Annotated in this window: 15 protein-coding genes; 7 read left to right on the forward strand and 8 right to left on the reverse strand. The window is 60.6% G+C overall.

All coding sequences use genetic code 11. The annotated features are described in order from the left end of the window. Positions 1-37: 37 nt before the first annotated feature. The 4 genes from J1N02_RS20915 to J1N02_RS20930 all read right to left on the reverse strand — a co-directional run bounded on the left by J1N02_RS20915 (position 38) and on the right by J1N02_RS20930 (position 3,363). Entirely contained in the window at positions 38-1,006 is a 969-nt protein-coding gene (locus J1N02_RS20915; protein WP_027604373.1) for a FecR family protein, read from the reverse strand. After that, positions 1,003-1,542 (reverse strand): RNA polymerase sigma factor, encoded by a 540-nt coding sequence (locus J1N02_RS20920; protein ID WP_027604372.1) that lies wholly within the window; start codon positions 1,540-1,542, stop codon positions 1,003-1,005. The genes J1N02_RS20915 and J1N02_RS20920 overlap by 4 nt, the downstream gene beginning before the upstream one ends. 137 nt (positions 1,543-1,679) lie before the next feature. After that, positions 1,680-2,552 carry a dihydrodipicolinate synthase family protein gene (locus J1N02_RS20925; RefSeq protein ID WP_027604371.1) on the reverse strand — a complete coding sequence of 291 codons (873 nt, stop codon included), beginning with the start codon at positions 2,550-2,552 and terminating at the stop codon, positions 1,680-1,682. A 28-nt stretch (positions 2,553-2,580) separates the two neighbouring features. Next, complete coding sequence (locus tag J1N02_RS20930; protein WP_421147683.1) at positions 2,581-3,363, reverse strand: aldolase; 783 nt, start codon at positions 3,361-3,363, stop codon at positions 2,581-2,583. 158 nt (positions 3,364-3,521) lie between these two features. On the opposite strand from J1N02_RS20930, the gene J1N02_RS20935 reads away from it, so the two are divergent. After that, complete coding sequence (locus J1N02_RS20935) at positions 3,522-4,049, forward strand: helix-turn-helix domain-containing protein (protein WP_027604369.1); 528 nt, start codon at positions 3,522-3,524, stop codon at positions 4,047-4,049. A 61-nt stretch (positions 4,050-4,110) separates the two neighbouring features. Here the strand turns inward: J1N02_RS20935 and J1N02_RS20940 are convergent, their stop codons facing one another. Beyond that, positions 4,111-5,127 carry a DUF4917 family protein gene (locus J1N02_RS20940; RefSeq protein WP_027604368.1) on the reverse strand — a complete coding sequence of 339 codons (1,017 nt, stop codon included), beginning with the start codon at positions 5,125-5,127 and terminating at the stop codon, positions 4,111-4,113. Between the two features lie 125 nt (positions 5,128-5,252). On the opposite strand from J1N02_RS20940, the gene yiaY reads away from it, so the two are divergent. Beyond that, positions 5,253-6,401 carry an L-threonine dehydrogenase gene (gene yiaY / locus J1N02_RS20945; RefSeq protein ID WP_092356518.1) on the forward strand — a complete coding sequence of 383 codons (1,149 nt, stop codon included), beginning with the start codon at positions 5,253-5,255 and terminating at the stop codon, positions 6,399-6,401. Here yiaY and J1N02_RS20950 read toward each other — a convergent pair. Beyond that, complete coding sequence (locus J1N02_RS20950; RefSeq protein ID WP_368961188.1) at positions 6,368-7,555, reverse strand: MFS transporter; 1,188 nt, start codon at positions 7,553-7,555, stop codon at positions 6,368-6,370. The two genes, yiaY and J1N02_RS20950, sit on opposite strands and share 34 nt — an antisense overlap. A gap of 140 nt (positions 7,556-7,695) precedes the next feature. Further along, a complete protein-coding gene (locus tag J1N02_RS20955) occupies positions 7,696-8,922 on the reverse strand; it encodes an aminotransferase class I/II-fold pyridoxal phosphate-dependent enzyme (RefSeq protein ID WP_405126149.1) in 1,227 nt (408 codons plus the stop codon). Positions 8,923-9,277: 355 nt separating this feature from the next. Between J1N02_RS20955 and J1N02_RS20960 the strand changes: the two genes are divergently transcribed. From J1N02_RS20960 to J1N02_RS20980, 5 genes are all read left to right on the forward strand, one after another. Continuing rightward, on the forward strand, positions 9,278-9,952 hold the full coding sequence (locus tag J1N02_RS20960; protein WP_368961186.1) for an NAD(P)H-binding protein: 675 nt from the start codon (positions 9,278-9,280) through the stop codon (positions 9,950-9,952). Beyond that, positions 9,952-10,881: a LysR family transcriptional regulator gene (locus tag J1N02_RS20965; RefSeq protein WP_027604364.1), complete on the forward strand. Its 930-nt coding sequence runs from the start codon at positions 9,952-9,954 to the stop codon at positions 10,879-10,881. Before J1N02_RS20960 ends, J1N02_RS20965 begins: the two co-directional genes overlap by 1 nt. A 68-nt stretch (positions 10,882-10,949) precedes the next feature. Beyond that, on the forward strand, positions 10,950-12,143 hold the full coding sequence (locus J1N02_RS20970; protein WP_027604363.1) for a CaiB/BaiF CoA transferase family protein: 1,194 nt from the start codon (positions 10,950-10,952) through the stop codon (positions 12,141-12,143). Next, complete coding sequence (locus J1N02_RS20975) at positions 12,140-13,081, forward strand: hydroxymethylglutaryl-CoA lyase (RefSeq protein WP_421147684.1); 942 nt, start codon at positions 12,140-12,142, stop codon at positions 13,079-13,081. Before J1N02_RS20970 ends, J1N02_RS20975 begins: the two co-directional genes overlap by 4 nt. A gap of 59 nt (positions 13,082-13,140) precedes the next feature. Next, a complete protein-coding gene (locus J1N02_RS20980) occupies positions 13,141-14,472 on the forward strand; it encodes an MFS transporter (protein ID WP_027604361.1) in 1,332 nt (443 codons plus the stop codon). Here the strand turns inward: J1N02_RS20980 and J1N02_RS20985 are convergent, their stop codons facing one another. Further along, a complete protein-coding gene (locus J1N02_RS20985) occupies positions 14,473-14,961 on the reverse strand; it encodes a DMT family transporter (RefSeq protein ID WP_027604360.1) in 489 nt (162 codons plus the stop codon). Positions 14,962-15,001: the final 40 nt, after the last annotated feature.

Here is a 15,001-nt window from a genome sequence, read left to right on the forward strand (position 1 = left end):
GCGAATGCAAAATATTCTCAAATAAGAACTTCGCAGGTTATTTGCTCGGTTCAATCCGCACGATGCCATCGGCCGAGACCACGGTTTTCACCGGCAACAGGGCGGGCAGGGCGTTAAGCAGGGCGTCCGGATCATTCACGTCCAGATTGCCCGAGACTTTCAGGTGCGCTACCGCGTTGCTGACCTGCAACGGTGCCTGCGGGCGATACAGGCTCAGTTCATCGATCAGGCTGGCCAGTTCACGGTTGCGGAACGACAAGTGCCCGCTGCGCCAATCGGCGACTTCTTCGGCCGTGAGGGTTTGCTGTTGCAAGGTGCCCTTGGCGTAGCTGTAGATGGCGCGTTGCTGGGCCCCGAGCAGAGAGACGGGGCTTGTGGCGGACGGCTCGAAAGCGACCTGGCCGTGGGCGACGCTGACCACCAGTTGCTGCTGGCTGCGGCGCACATCGAAGCCGGTGCCGACCACCCGCACACTGGCCTCGCCGGCTTGAACGAACAGCGGCCGCTCTTTGTCGGCCGCCACTTCGATATACACCTGGCCCTTGTCCAGGTGCACGATGCGCTGGTGGGCGCTGAAGTCCACGCGCAGGCGGGTGTTGGCATTCACCGACAGGGTGCTGCCATCGGGCAGGTTCAGGGTGCGCATGCCCTTGGCATGGGCCGCCACCTGGCTGTGATACAACTCGCGGGGCGCACCGATGTGAGGGGCCAATACGGCACATAGCACGGCGGCGGCTACGGCCAGGGCCGGGCGCAATACCGATGCTTTGCGCTTGGGCAGCGCCACGGGTTTGTTCAGTTGCTGCAACTGGGCCAGGTCGGCCCACAACTGCTCGAATTCGGCATAGGCGCGGGCATGGGCCGGCGTGGCCTGCCAGGCGGCAAAGGCCTTGCGATCGGCACGGCCTGTGTCGTTCCGGTTGCGCGCAAACCAACTGGCGGCTTGGGCATCGATGGCGTCACTGGCTTCGATATCCAGGCCGTCGGTGTCGCTCAGGCGGTTCATTCTGGCTGCTCCGTGCCGGGGTCGTTTTGAAGGCGTCGCTTGCAATGCAGCAGGGCAAAAGCGATGTGCTTTTCCACCATGCTCGTCGAAATACCCATGCGCTCGGCGATCTGCGCCTGGCTCAGGCCTTCGAAGCGGTGCAGCATAAGGGCTTCTCGCCGGCGGGGCGAGAGTTCGGCGAGGACTTCTTTCAACTGTTCCAGGCGTTGCAGGCGCTGGGCGGCGGCCATGGGGTCGTTTTGCTCGTCGGTGATCGGTTCCGCGTCCCTGTCGGCCTGATCTGGGTGGACGGTCTGCCGTACCTTCTGTTTGCGCCAGTGATCACGCAGCAGGTTGCGTGCCATCTGGAACAAAAACGCCCGTGGCTGCTCGACCTTGGCCCGGTCGCGGTAGTCCAGCCACTGGGTAAAGACGTCCTGGGTCATGTCCGCCGCGTCGCTGGCGTTGTCCGTGCGTCTGCGCAGGAAATACAGAATATCTGCATAGAACCCGCGAAAGGCATCGGCCGACACCGGGTCGGGCTTGGGACGAGACATGGATATCCTTCTTGAAGAAGCACGACGTGGAAAAGTCGCGAATGATATCGAGAACCATTGTCATTTGTCTCTATTTTAGACGGGCCCGGATTAAAATATGGGGAGGAGGCAAACCCCTCCCACATAAGGTCGCAGTTTTACCGCAGCAAGGTCTTCAGTTGTTCGATCCCTGCTTCACCCAATGGAAACACCGGCAAACGAGGTTCGCCCGCCTCCAACCCGGTCAGGCGCAGCCCGGCCTTGATCGTCGCCGGCAACCCACCCTTGAGGATGAACTCCAGCAACGGCAACTGCCGATAAAACAGCTCGCGCGCCTTGTCCAGGTCATTGGCCAGCACCGCCGCATACAACGCCAGGTTCAGGTGCGGGATGAGGTTTGGCGCCGCCGTGCACCAACCCTTGGCTCCGGCCGCGAAGGCTTCCAGGGCCAGCGGGTTGCAGCCGTTGTAGAACGGCACGTCGCTGTGGCGCCGCAGTTGATGCATGCGTTGAACGTCCCCGGTGCTCTCCTTGACCATCGTCACGTTTGCCACCTGCTTGACGATACGCAGGATCAGATCCACCGACATGTCCGTACCGCTGGTGGCCGGGTTGTTGTAGAGCATGATCGGCACGCCGATGCTGTCGCCGATCGCAGCGTAGTGGGCGAGGATTTCCGCCTCGCTGAGCTTCCAATACGAGGCCGGCAGCACCATCACCACGTCCGCGCCATTGGCTTCGGCGTAGCGGGCGCGGCGCACGGCCTTGGCGGTGGTCAGGTCGGAGACGCTGACCACCGTGGGCACGCGCCGGGCGATTTTTGCCAGGCTGTAGGCGCTGACTTCGTCCCACTCGGCATCGCTCAAATACGCACCTTCACCGGTGCTGCCCAGAGGCGCGATGGCGTGCACGCCGCTGTCGATCAAACGGTCGATGGAACGACCGAGGGCGTCGAGGTCGATGCGCTGGCCGTCAGCGCTGAACGGGGTGATGGTGTAGCCGATGATGCCGTGAATAGTTGGGCTGGACATGGAAAGTCTCCGGTAGAAAAAGGTCGGGTCAGTTCAGGCAATCGGCGTGCTGGCGCAGGTTCTGCCGCACGTAGTAATTGAACGCGGCGCCGTGGCGCTTGGGTCGGGAAATCCAGGCATGGGCTTCGCGCCCCAGTTGCGGCAGGATCGGCTTGATCGCACCGGCTGCCATGGCGAGCAACTGCAACTTGGCCGCGCGTTCGATCAACTGCGCGATCACGCACGCTTCCTCGACACTCCCTCCGGTCGACAACTGGCCGTGGTGCGACAGCAGGATCGCGCGCTTGTCGCCCAGGGCCTCGGTGATGATTTCCCCCTCTTCATTGCCCACCGGCACGCCCGGCCAGGCCTCCAGGAACGCGCAGTCTTCGTACAACGGGCAAAGGTCCATGTGGGACACCTGCAACGGCACTTCCAACATCGACAGTGCAGCGATATGGGTCGGGTGCGTATGAATAATGCAATTCACATCCGCTCGCCCGCGGTACACCCAGCTGTGAAAGCGGTTGGCCGGGTTGGGGATGCCGTGACCTTCCAGCACCTCAAGATCCTCGTTGACCAGCAACAGGTTGCTGGCCGTGATTTCATCAAAACCCAGGCCCAGTTGCTGGGTGTAGTAGCTACCCTGTTCAGGCCCGCGCGCGGTGATCTGCCCGGCGAGGCCGGAGTCGTGGCCGTGTTCGAACAGGATTCGGCAAGTGAGCGCCAGCTTTTGCCGGACGGTCCACGTATTATCCGCCAGGGTGTTTTGCATCTGGACCAGCGCTTGCTTGACCAGTTGGTCTTTGGGGAGTGCTAATGTCTTGGCCATATCGGTGTCCTTTGGGTGGTTCAATGGACGTCGGATTTGCTGGTCTCCCGCTGCTCGCAAGGTCGTTGGGTGAGGCAAATGACACTAATGATGCTATATGACACAAAGTGTCATTGGCAAGCGCAGCTTATCGCTTCTGCATGGATTAACCGCAGCACATGTCTATCCGTTTGAAATTATTGAGGAAAAAACTTGGCGTAACCTTGGAGGCCCTGGCTGAAAAGTCCGGGATGACCAAGAGTTACCTGTCCAAGGTCGAGCGTGGGCTCAACACGCCGTCGATTGCCGCTGCGCTGAAACTGGCCAAGGCGTTGAACGTGAAGGTCGAAGAACTGTTCAGCGAAGACCGCGTCAGCCTCGACAGCTACAGCCTGGTGCGCAGCCATGAGCGGCCCGACACCGCGCCGGGTTACGCAGTGCTGGCCCATCAGGTCAGTGAGCGCAGCTTGTTGCCGTTCATCATCTACCCGCCGGCGCAATTCTCCGACAAGACCTTCAAGGAGCACCTTGGAGAGGAGTTCCTGTTCGTGCATGAAGGGGCGGTAGAAGTGGATTTCATGAACGAACGGGTGATTCTGGAGCGCGGCGATGCGCTGCATTTCAATGCGCAGAAGCCGCATCGGCTGCGTTCGGTAGGGCCTGTGCAGGCGCAGCTATTGGTGGTTGTACACAGCTCGCAAGAATGACCGCGCTGACGGTTTGAAATGCGGTCGGTATGGGCGGGAGCAAGCCCCTCCCACCGGTGGCTCAACGTTCGACAGGTACCGACAGTGCGGGGTCACCCAACGGATGCGTGCGCGCGGCAAAAAACTTCAACTGCGCGCCACTGCCATCAAACAACTGCGAATACCGCCGCTTCTGCTGGCGAATAAACCCGTCGCTGCGGCCCGATACCGAGATCGCCAGGGTCGCGGGGCGGGCCTGGCGAATTGCATCCACCACGTGTTGATCCTGCGTTCCCAGGTCATGGCCAAAGATGCACAGCGCGCCCTCATGGCTCAGCAACTGTTCATAGCAGAACGACAGGTAATCCGAGCTGCGGATGGTCTTGAGCTTCTCTTGCACCGTGCCTTCGTTGATAAACAGCGGCACATCGTCCAGGGTCTTGATCGTGTTGTTGATCGCAAAGCTGCTGAGCAAGGTGCTGTCGGTGCTCGGCAATTTGCGTGCGGTGCCGTCAAGGTTGCGCACCAGGTGCAGGCCGCCGTGCAGGTAGAGGATGCGCGTGCTATCGGTGTGGGTGTTGCGCAGGTCGAAGCTGGCATCGGCGCTGCGGAACAGGTCGTCGATGCCCGGCGTGTGCAGGATCGCCCAATAGTTGAGCAGGTCGTAATTGGTGGTGAACACGCTGGTGTAGGTCGCCAGTTCGCGGTTGATCGTCGCCAGCGTCGACGGCTGCACCAGGCGCCACGGAATGTGCACGGCGTGGATGGTATTGATCAGCGCTTCCTTGATCGCGTAGTAGCGATTACGCGGTGCCGCCGAGCTGACCGCCAGGGCCTTGTTGACTCGGCTGGTGGTTTTCAAGGCCCCCAGGGTCTGCTCGAAGCTGCGGGTCTGCAGGGCGTCGAACACGCTGAGCTCGGATGGGCCCAGGGGTTTTTCTTCGACGGTGCGTGCGTTTTCGAACAGCGAGTCGTAGGCAAAGTCTTCCCAAATCGTGCGGCTCGCGCCATTGCCGATCAGAATCCCACTGAAGGCGGTGCGGCTGCGCAGGGCGCTCCAATCTTCAAGGTGGGCGTCAATATCCTGGAAATCCTTCATTGCTGTGGGTCTACTCGAAATCGGCTGGATGGCGACTTTATCACGAGCCGGCGTTGATCCTGGTCAAGATGCCGCAGGCAGGTGAGGTTGATGCTGTAGGCATACACGTCATCCGAGGATTCGCCATGAGCAGCACCTTCTTCATTCCCGCCGTCAACATCATGGGCACCGACTGCCTCGACGAAGCCATGAATGCCATTCGCAACTACGGTTTTCGCAAAGCGCTGATCGTCACCGACGCGGGCCTGGCCAAGGCGGGCGTGGCCGGCATGATCGCCGAGAAGTTGGCGATGCAGGACATCGATTCGGTGATCTACGACGGCGCCAAGCCCAACCCCAATGTGGAAAACGTCGAGAAAGGCCTGGCGTTGCTGCAGCAGAGCGCCTGCGATTTCGTGGTGTCCCTGGGCGGCGGTTCGCCCCATGACTGTGCCAAGGGCATCGCCCTGTGCGCCACCAACGGCGGGCATATCAGCGACTACGAAGGGGTCGACCAATCCAGCAAGCCGCAGATGCCCCTGGTGGCGATCAACACCACCGCAGGCACCGCCAGCGAGATGACGCGTTTCTGCATCATCACCGACGAAACTCGCCACGTGAAAATGGCCATCGTCGACCGCAACGTCACGCCACTGCTGTCGGTCAATGACCCGAGCCTGATGGTCGGCATGCCCAAGGGCCTCACCGCCGCCACCGGCATGGACGCCCTGACCCACGCCATCGAAGCCTACGTGTCCACGGCGGCCACCCCGATCACCGACGCCTGTGCGATCAAGGCGATCGAACTGATCAGCGCCAACCTGCGCCTGGCCGTACGCGACGGCAGCGACAAGGCCGCGCGGGAAAACATGGCCTATGCCCAGTTCCTCGCAGGCATGGCGTTCAACAATGCCTCCCTCGGTTTCGTGCATGCCATGGCCCACCAACTCGGCGGTCTCTACGACCTGCCTCACGGCGTGTGCAACGCGGTGCTGCTGCCCCATGTACAAAGCTTCAACGCCAGCGTCAGTGCCAAGCGCTTGAGCGATGTCGGCCGCGCGCTGGGTGTCGACGCCAAGGGCACCACTGACGAAGAGGGCGCCCAAGCCGCCATCGCCGCCATTCGCAGCCTGTCCCAGGACGTTGAAATCCCCGCCGGCCTGCGCGAACTGGGGGCCAAGTTGCAGGACATTCCGCTGCTGGCTACCAATGCATTGAAGGACGCGTGCGGGCTGACCAACCCACGGCGCGCCGATCAGCGTCAGATTGAGGAGATCTTTCGTAGCGCGTTCTGATCTGTCCGGCAACTGGCGGTGCACATGAACGCGCCGCCAGCCAATGCCACGCACAAGAGCGCCAATGGCCAAGCCTGCTGGCTCACCAGCAGGCTTGCTACGCCGCCGATCAACGCGGCCATCAACTGATGCATGAAGCCACTCAAGGCCATGGCATAGGAACCGCTGACCGGCGACTGATCATTAGCCAGTGACAAACTGATGGGGTAACTCATCGATTGCCCAAATACTGCCAGGCAATACGGCAACCACAACAACAGCGCGATCCCGCTGGCAAACACACTGCCCAACAGCATCAGCGCCGTTCCCATTAACGCCAGCGCCACGCCCCAGCTCATCATCGTCAACCGCCCCATCCGCGCGACGAAGCGGTTGACCATCAACGCCCCCGCCAGATAGGCCCCGCTGATCGGCCACCCCAGCCAGCCGTACTGCGCCGCGCTCCACTCGAAGCGCCCTTGCAGTATCAGCGGAGCACAGGTGTTGAAGGCAATGATCACCCCATAGCCCAGCCCACCGGCCAATGCTGCGTGTAGAAAGGGGGGATGCCGCACAATCGTGGCGTAGATCCGCCAGGCTGAGTCTGGCGAATCAGCCTTCATCACTGACGGAAACACCACCCTTTGCAGCACAGCAATCAACGTGAGGGCACTTATTGCCAACCCATAGAAAATGGCCTTCCAGCCGAAGGCCGCCTGCAACAGCGACCCCATGAACTGGCCGATTCCTAGCGCGATTACAAACGTCATCCCCAGCCACGACAACCCTCTGGCCAAAAGCGCCCCGCTGAAACTGTCCCGCACCAACACCCTGGCCATGACCGCGACTCCACCCGCGCCCAAACCCTGAATCAGGCGTAATGACAAAAAAGACTCGACGTTAAATGCCGATGGAATCGCCGCGCTTGCCGAGGCATATACCGCCAGCGCCGCCAGCAGGACCGGCTTTCTGCCAAAACGCTCCCCCAGGCTGCCCCAGAGCAACATCGGCAGCGCCATGCCCACCAGGTACACGGCCAGGGCCAGTGCGACGTAGTCCTCGGCGGCGAGCAGGGACTGGGCGATGACCGGCACAGCGGGCAAATAGCTGCTAATGCCGACTTGGGCGAGGAAGGCGGCGCAGCAAGCGAGGGCGAGACGGGTGGTGTTTTTCAAGGGGAGGCGTCCTGCGCCTTAAGTTCTGCGTACGTCATCGTAAGTCGATTCCTCCGTATGGATCCGAACAATGATTGATGTTTATGCTCATTGAGAAATAAGAGTGAGTATGTGGCGGTTGTTTATAGTAGGTGCGCAATTTATTTTGCGTCTTTATGTTCCTGTATTAAGGCTGTCAGTGTGGAGCAAAACAACTCTACTGTTTTAGGGCTCATGTCTGCCCGAAGAGTTATACGTAATGCTGCTTTTTCCTTGGGCACGACAGGAAAAAATACGGCAGAGGTGAAAAATCCGCTGTCAGCCAGTCGCATAGCGAGTTTGTTCGCTTTTTCAGCCTCGCCGCAGGTTACCAATCGTATTGCGGTGTCGGCACCCTGTTGTTCAGTGTGGATAAGGCTGTCGAATAACCGGATATTGGTTTGAAGCTGTTCTTGAAGCACGGATAGCTCGGTTGTTTGATGTATTTTTATTGACGCCAGCCCGGCTCCTATAGCGGCAGAATTGAGACTTTGGGACCAGTTACTGGGCCCGCCGTATCGATACATTAGACTTTTCTGTCTTTCGCTACCGAACATGATCATTCCTCCACTGGCACCAAATGATTTGCCTAGAGAGGCCACGATTAAGGTTTTATTGTCTATCTCTTGCAAGCGCGGCCGGATAAAACCGGCCCCTTTATCTCCAAATGCGGACAAGGCGTGGGAGTCATCCAAATAAAGGAACAGTCCGTAACGCGCCTTCAAGTAGAGCAGGCTATCGATATCTGCGACTCCACCTATGCTGTATATGCCGTCTGCTATGTAAGCTACATTTTTACGTTTTTTGCACAAGTCTTCAATCCAGCACATGTCATTGTGAGGCGCGGTTTTTACTTCTGTTTCATCTGCGCACGAGGCTTTAATATGATTCATTGAATAGTGGGAATATTTGTCGAATACCATTGTGGGTGGGGAGTCATTGGTAAATACGCCGCTGGCGAGCATGGGCAAGAGTCCGGAGCTGGCCGCACTACAGGACAAAGTGCTGAGGCAGATTGAGTTGAAAAGGCCTGATAGCTCTGTTTCATATCGTTCAAGTATTTCAAGTTTGCATCGATTTTTTGAGTTTGCAATGCGAAGTGTTTTGGCTTCTTTTATTCCCTGGATAGCCCCTTTTAGTATCTTTGGGTTGTAGTCGAGGCCAAGATATGATGTTGTGCAAAAGTGATGAAGTTTTCGTCCGTACTGATCAATAAGTTGGTTGTTGCTTTTGACTTTTACATTAAGTTCGCAAATTCGGCCTGACTGTGCTGAGTGCCAGTCTCTGTCGGCAAGGTCGATCAGTTTTTTGTAATTTGTGAACTGATTTTTTGAATGAATATTTTCCATTGTTTTTACCTGTCCTTAGGGAAGGCAAAAACAGTAAAGGGAAAATTTTGATAAGGTAAGTCAGATATTTCCCATGCAAGCTACTCCGAATGGATATTTTGTTGTGAGTAAGGTCCTACATTTTGTAAGTCCCAATGGACATCCGACCGATTCTTATGTGCATGACTCAACGTAGCGGATCCAGGGAGCATTTGATTGTGATTGGGTAAATGAATGCAGTGGGGGCGTTCGCGTTTTGTTGAGGTCGTATCCCGCAGGATTGAGTAAGGTGTCCGCATACCGGCCGGATGTGACGATGGCCTTCAAGGACCTGTCTCTTGGGTAGTCGAAACCATATGGATGAAGGGAGTACTTGATGAGAGTTCTGTTATTCGGTGCCACCGGCATGGTCGGCCAGGGCGTCCTGCGCGAGTGCCTGCTGGCCGCTGACGTACAGGAAGTCGTCGCCGTCGGCCGCACGCCCCTGACCCGGGAACACGGCAAGTTGCATCAGGTATTGCACAGCGACATGCTGGATTTCCAACTCCTGGAAAACCTGCTGCAAGGGTTTGACGCGTGTTTCTTCTGCCTCGGCGTGTCGTCTGCCGGCCTGAATGAAACCAAGTACACCCACCTCACTTATGACCTGACCCTCGTCGCCGCCAGCACCCTGGCGCGGCTTAATCCGCAGATGACGTTTATCTACGTGTCCGGCGCCGGTACCGACAGCTCCGAAGCGGGCAAGTCGATGTGGGCGCGGGTCAAGGGCAAGACCGAGAATGCCCTGCTGCGCCTGCCGTTCAAGGCGGTGTTCCTGTTCCGGCCGGGGATCATTCAGCCGCTGCACGGTGTGCGCTCGAAGACGCCGTTGTATCAAGCCTTCTATTCCGTACTCGGGCCCGTACTGTCGTTGGTGCGTCGGGTCAAGCCGGGCTGGGTGGTGAGCACCGAGACTGTCGGCCGGGCGATGCTCGCGGCGGTGCGCCATGGCGCGCCGCAACCGGTGGTGGAACAGGCCGAGATCAATCGCCTGGCGTCCGAGCGCGCCTGATGTTGCACAAGAGCCTGGTGCGTCGCCTTGACTTGATCACCCTGCAGCTGTTCGTCGCGGTGTTCGAAGAGGGCACCCTGACCCGTGCCGCCGCCCGCGAAGCCATCGCCGTGTCGGCAGCCAGCAAGCGTTTGATGGAGCTGGAGCAGGTGCTGGGGGTGAGCCTGTTCGTGCGACGGGCCAAGGGCATGGACCTCACCGCCGCCGGCGAAACCCTGCTGCACCATGCCCGGCAGATGCTGTTCAACGTGGAAAAAATGGGCCTGGAGCTTGGCGAGCATAGCCATGGCGTGCGCGGTTACGTGCGGATGCTGGCCAATCTCTCGGCGATTATTCAGTTTCTTCCGGAAGACTTGCGGGATTTTTCCAGGCTGCATCCCGAAGTGAAAACCGACCTCGAAGAACGCCCCAGCAACGGCGTGGTGCAAGGTGTGCTGGATGGGGTGGCGGACCTGGGGATCTGCTCCAGTGATACCGACACCAAGGGCCTGCCCAGCGTGACCTATCGCCACGACAAACTGGTGGTGTTGATGCCGGCGGATCACCCCTTGGCGCCGCGCGAAAGCCTGGCCTTCGCCGAGACCCTGGACAGTGACTACGTAGGCCTGCACGCCGCCAGCTCGATCAACATGCGCACCCACGCCGCCGCGCGCGAGGCCGGCAAGACACTGCGCCTGCGTATTCATGTGCCGGGCTTTGATGCGATGTGCCGGATGGTCCAGGCGAACATGGGCATCGGCATCCTGCCGCTGAAGGCCTATGAATTGTTTGGCCGTGCCCTGGGCCTGCATGCCGTGCCACTGACCGATGCCTGGTCGGACCGCAGTTTGATCCTGGTGGTGCGCGATGAGGCGCAGTTGTCACCCGTGAGCCGGCTGCTGTTCGATTACCTGAGCGTTCGCATTCAGCGAACGCTCCTTGCCAACTGACGGTTGGATTTTTCCTGTCCCTGTCCTCTAGCCTTGGCTGCACATTCCAAGAATAAGAGGTACACCCCATGACGGCTCCCTTGAGCGGTATCAAGGTGATTGAGATCGGCACGCTGATTGCCGCACCGTTCGCCGCCCGGCTGATGGCCGAGTTCGGCGCCGAGGTGATCAAGATCGAAGCCCTGGGGCAGGGTGATCCACTTCGTAAATGGCGAAAGCTGCATGAAGGCACCTCGCTGTGGTGGTACCTGCAATCGCGCAACAAGAAATCCCTGGCCCTGGACCTCAAGTCCGCTGAAGGCCTGGACCTGATCAAGCAGCTGCTCGGCGACGCCGATGTGCTGATCGAAAACCTGCGCCCCGGTGGCCTGGAAAAACTCGGCCTGGGCTGGGACGTACTGCACGCGCTCAACCCCAAGCTGACCCTGGTGCGTATCTCCGGCTACGGCCAGACCGGCCCGTACCGCGACCGCCCTGGTTTCGGTGCCATCGGCGAAGCCATGGGCGGGATTCGCTACACCACCGGCAACCCCGACTCGCCCCCGGCGCGGGTCGGCGTCAGCCTAGGCGATTCCCTGGCGTCGTTGCATGGCGTGATCGGCGCGCTGATGGCGTTGCTGCGGGTCAAGACGGGCCAGGGCGACGGGCAGGTTGTCGATGTGTCCCTGGCGGAAAGCGTGTTCAACCTGATGGAAAGCCTGGTGCCCGAATACGACATGCTCGGCCACGTGCGTGAGCGCAGCGGCGGTGCCTTGCCCGGTATCGCACCTTCGAATACCTACCTGACCGCCGACGGTGCCTATGTGGTGATCGCCGGTAACAGCGACCCGATCTACAAGCGCCTGATGACCACCATCGGCCGTGCCGACCTGGCCGAAGCCGCCGAATTCGCCCACAACGATGGCCGTGCGGCGAAAAGCGCTTTGCTCGATGCCGCCATCACCCACTGGACCAGCAGCCTGCCTATCGAGCAGGTGCTCAGCGCCCTGGAAGCCGCCGAAGTGCCGGCCGGGCGCATCTACTCCGTGGCCGATATCGTCAGCGACCCGCACTACCAGGCGCGCGACATGTTGCTCAATGCCGAACTGCCGGGCGGTGTGTCGGTGAAGATGCCCGGCATCGTACCCAAGCTCTCGGAAACCCCCGGCGCCGTGAACTGGCAGGGCCCGAGCCTGGGCCAGCACACCGATGACATCCTCGGCAGCCTGGGCCTTACGGTTGCCGACATCCAACGCCTGAAAACCTCGGGAGTGGTGCAATGATCACTGACTATTCCGACCCGCTGATCGTGCAGGAAGTGTCCCCGCGCGATGGCCTGCAAATCGAACCGACCTGGGTCGAGACCGCTGACAAGATCGCCCTGATCGACCAGCTTTCCCTGGCCGGTTTTTCGCGGATCGAAGCCGGTTCCGTCGTGTCGCCCAAGGCCATCCCTGCATTGCGCGATGGCGAACACGTGTTCCAGGGCATTGCGCGCAAAGCCGGGGTGATCTACGTTGCGCTGATCCCTAACCTCAAGGGCGCCCAGCGCGCCGTCGAGTCGCGCGCCGATGAACTGAACCTGGTGATGTCGGCCAGCCAGACCCACAACCTGGCGAATATGCGCATGCGGTGCGAGGCGTCGTTGGCGGCATTCGGCGAGATCGTCAGCTTTGCCGCCGGGCACCCGGTACGCCTCAACGGCAGCATCGCCACCACCTTTGGCTGCCCGTTCGAAGGCAGGATCGATGAAGACCGCGTGCTGCAACTGGTCGAGGCCTATCTGCAACTCGGCATCCAGGGCATCAGCCTTGCCGACACCACCGGCATGGCCAACCCGCGCCAGGTGGAACGCCTGGTCAAGCGCGTGTTGCAACACGTGCCGGCCAGCGACCTGACCCTGCATTTCCATAACACCCGCGGCCTGGGCCTGTGCAATGTGCTGGCCGCCTACGAAGCCGGGGCACGGCGTTTTGACGCGGCGTTGGGTGGCCTGGGTGGGTGCCCGTTTGCGCCGGGGGCGTCGGGCAATATCTGCACCGAAGACCTGGTCAACCTGTGTGAAGAGGTGGGCATTCACACCGGAGTCGACCTGCCGCACCTGCTGAACCTGTCCCGCCGCTTGCCGGTCTTGCTGGGCCATGAATTGCCTGGCCAGGTGGCCAAGGCCGGGCGCAATTGCGACCTGCATCCGCCGCCGGACTACATCGCCGCCTTGTAACGCCATACCAGACAACAAAAACAATCGGACGCCTGTGAGCAGTCCGCTGGAGAGAAACCATGAGCACTAATACGTTGGAGGCCGGCGCGCGCCCGGCCGCTGAAATCGATGCCGAAAAAGCCCTGGTCAGCAAGGTCGCCTGGCGCCTGATGCCGCTGATCATGGTGTGCTACCTGTTCGCGTTTTTTGACCGCATCAACATCAGCTTTGCCAAGTTCCAGCTGCAGGCCGACCTCAGCCTGAGCGACACCGCCTACGGCCTGGGCGCCGGGTTGTTCGTGGTGGGGTATGTGATCTTTGAAGTGCCGAGCAACATGATGCTGTACAAGGTCGGCGCGCGGCGCTGGATCGCGCGGATCATGATGTCGTGGGGCCTGGCCACGGCGGCCATGGTGTTTGTCACCGCCGAATGGCAGTTTTATGGCCTGCGTTTCATCATCGGTGCGATGGAGGCGGGCTTCGCGCCCGGTGTGCTGTATTACCTGACGTTGTGGTTCCCGCAGCACTTCCGCGGGCGCATTACCTCGATGCTGTTCCTGGCGTCCGCCTTTGCCGGCCTGGTAGGTGCGCCGTTCTCCGGCCTGGTGCTGGAACACCTCGACGGCGTGCTGCAGATGCGCGGCTGGCACTGGCTGTTCCTGCTCGGCGGCTTGCCCTGCATCGGCTTGGGCTTGCTGGTGCTGACCCTGCTCAAGGACCGTATCGAAGATGCGCACTGGCTGACGCCGGCGGAGAAGACCCTGTTGTCGAGCCGCATTGCCCGGCATGAGCCGAACACACATGGCGGCTCACTGTTGTCGGCGATTCGCATTCCCGGCTTCCTGATGCTCGGGTTTATCTACTTCCTGATCCAGGTGGCGTCTTACGGCCTCAACTTCTGGGCGCCGCAGCTGATCCGCAGCGCCGGCACCCAAAGCCCGGTGATGATCGGCCTGCTCACCGCGATTCCCTATGTGTGCGGCGCGATCAGCATGGTGGTGATCGGGCGTCTGTCGGACGCGACCGGCGAGCGCCGCAAGTTTGTCTGCGGCTTGGTGGTGCTGGGCGCGGTGGGCTTCTTCAGTGCCGGGATCTTTGCCGATCACACCACCTTCCTGATCATCGCCCTGGGCATGTTGGGCGCCGGCATCATCGCGTCGATCCCGACCTTCTGGACCCTGCCACCCAAGTTGCTGGCCGGTGCCGGCGCAGGCGCGGCGGGCGGGATTGCGGTGATCAATACCCTCGGGCAGTTCGGTGGGATTGTCAGCCCGGTGATGGTGGGGCGGATCAAGGACCTTACCGGCAGCACCACCCCGGCACTCTATGTGATCGGCGTGTGCGCGTTGTTGGCGGCGGCCCTGCTGTTGTGGGGCCTGCCGCAAAAGCTGCGCACCCTCGACAAGGCCTGATCAGCCGGCGGTTGTCAGCGCGTGGGCCGGTGTGGCGCTGAACTGAATCAACGCCACGCCGCCCATCAACAACAACGCACCCAGGATTCGAGGCGTTGTCAGTGGGCGCTCCGCCAAGCCAAACAGGCCGAAGTGATCCAGCAGCAGCGACGCGAGAATCTGCCCGGCCATGGCCAGGGCGATAAACCCCGACGCGCCCAGCTTGGGCAGCAGCGTCAACGCCAGCGCGATAAAGCACACGCCAAACGCGCCCCCGGCCCACATCCACAGGGGCGCCTTGGTGATAAATGCGAGGCCGGGCAGCGGCAGGCGCAGCGCCACGATCACCGGCAGCAGCACGAGGATGCTCACCAGCAGCGACGCCAGGGTGGCCCACAGCGGGTGCCCAAGGCTGCGTCCGAGGCTGGCGTTGATCGCACTTTGAAACGGCACCATCGCCCCGGCGATCACCGCCAATAGCAACAAACCGGCCCAATGCAACGTCGTCATGGCGAATCTCCCAGAGGTTTTGCTGGACTCTAGGCTATTC

This window comes from Pseudomonas sp. NFX5 (assembly GCF_049132125.1).
Lineage (GTDB): Bacteria > Pseudomonadota > Gammaproteobacteria > Pseudomonadales > Pseudomonadaceae > Aquipseudomonas > Aquipseudomonas marginalis.

What these genes read in the sequence shown, in the direction of transcription:
- J1N02_RS20915 (WP_027604373.1), bottom strand. Translation starts at nt 1,006, where the DNA reads ATGAACCGCCTGAGCGACACCGACGGCCTGGATATCGAAGCCAGTGAC.
- J1N02_RS20920 (WP_027604372.1), bottom strand. Translation starts at nt 1,542, where the DNA reads ATGTCTCGTCCCAAGCCCGACCCGGTGTCGGCCGATGCCTTTCGCGGG.
- J1N02_RS20925 (WP_027604371.1), bottom strand. Translation starts at nt 2,552, where the DNA reads ATGTCCAGCCCAACTATTCACGGCATCATCGGCTACACCATCACCCCG.
- J1N02_RS20930 (WP_421147683.1), bottom strand. Translation starts at nt 3,363, where the DNA reads ATGGCCAAGACATTAGCACTCCCCAAAGACCAACTGGTCAAGCAAGCG.
- J1N02_RS20935 (WP_027604369.1), top strand. Translation starts at nt 3,522, where the DNA reads ATGTCTATCCGTTTGAAATTATTGAGGAAAAAACTTGGCGTAACCTTG.
- J1N02_RS20940 (WP_027604368.1), bottom strand. Translation starts at nt 5,127, where the DNA reads ATGAAGGATTTCCAGGATATTGACGCCCACCTTGAAGATTGGAGCGCC.
- yiaY (WP_092356518.1), top strand. Translation starts at nt 5,253, where the DNA reads ATGAGCAGCACCTTCTTCATTCCCGCCGTCAACATCATGGGCACCGAC.
- J1N02_RS20955 (WP_405126149.1), bottom strand. Translation starts at nt 8,922, where the DNA reads ATGGAAAATATTCATTCAAAAAATCAGTTCACAAATTACAAAAAACTG.
- J1N02_RS20960 (WP_368961186.1), top strand. Translation starts at nt 9,278, where the DNA reads ATGAGAGTTCTGTTATTCGGTGCCACCGGCATGGTCGGCCAGGGCGTC.
- J1N02_RS20965 (WP_027604364.1), top strand. Translation starts at nt 9,952, where the DNA reads ATGTTGCACAAGAGCCTGGTGCGTCGCCTTGACTTGATCACCCTGCAG.
- J1N02_RS20970 (WP_027604363.1), top strand. Translation starts at nt 10,950, where the DNA reads ATGACGGCTCCCTTGAGCGGTATCAAGGTGATTGAGATCGGCACGCTG.
- J1N02_RS20975 (WP_421147684.1), top strand. Translation starts at nt 12,140, where the DNA reads ATGATCACTGACTATTCCGACCCGCTGATCGTGCAGGAAGTGTCCCCG.
- J1N02_RS20980 (WP_027604361.1), top strand. Translation starts at nt 13,141, where the DNA reads ATGAGCACTAATACGTTGGAGGCCGGCGCGCGCCCGGCCGCTGAAATC.
- J1N02_RS20985 (WP_027604360.1), bottom strand. Translation starts at nt 14,961, where the DNA reads ATGACGACGTTGCATTGGGCCGGTTTGTTGCTATTGGCGGTGATCGCC.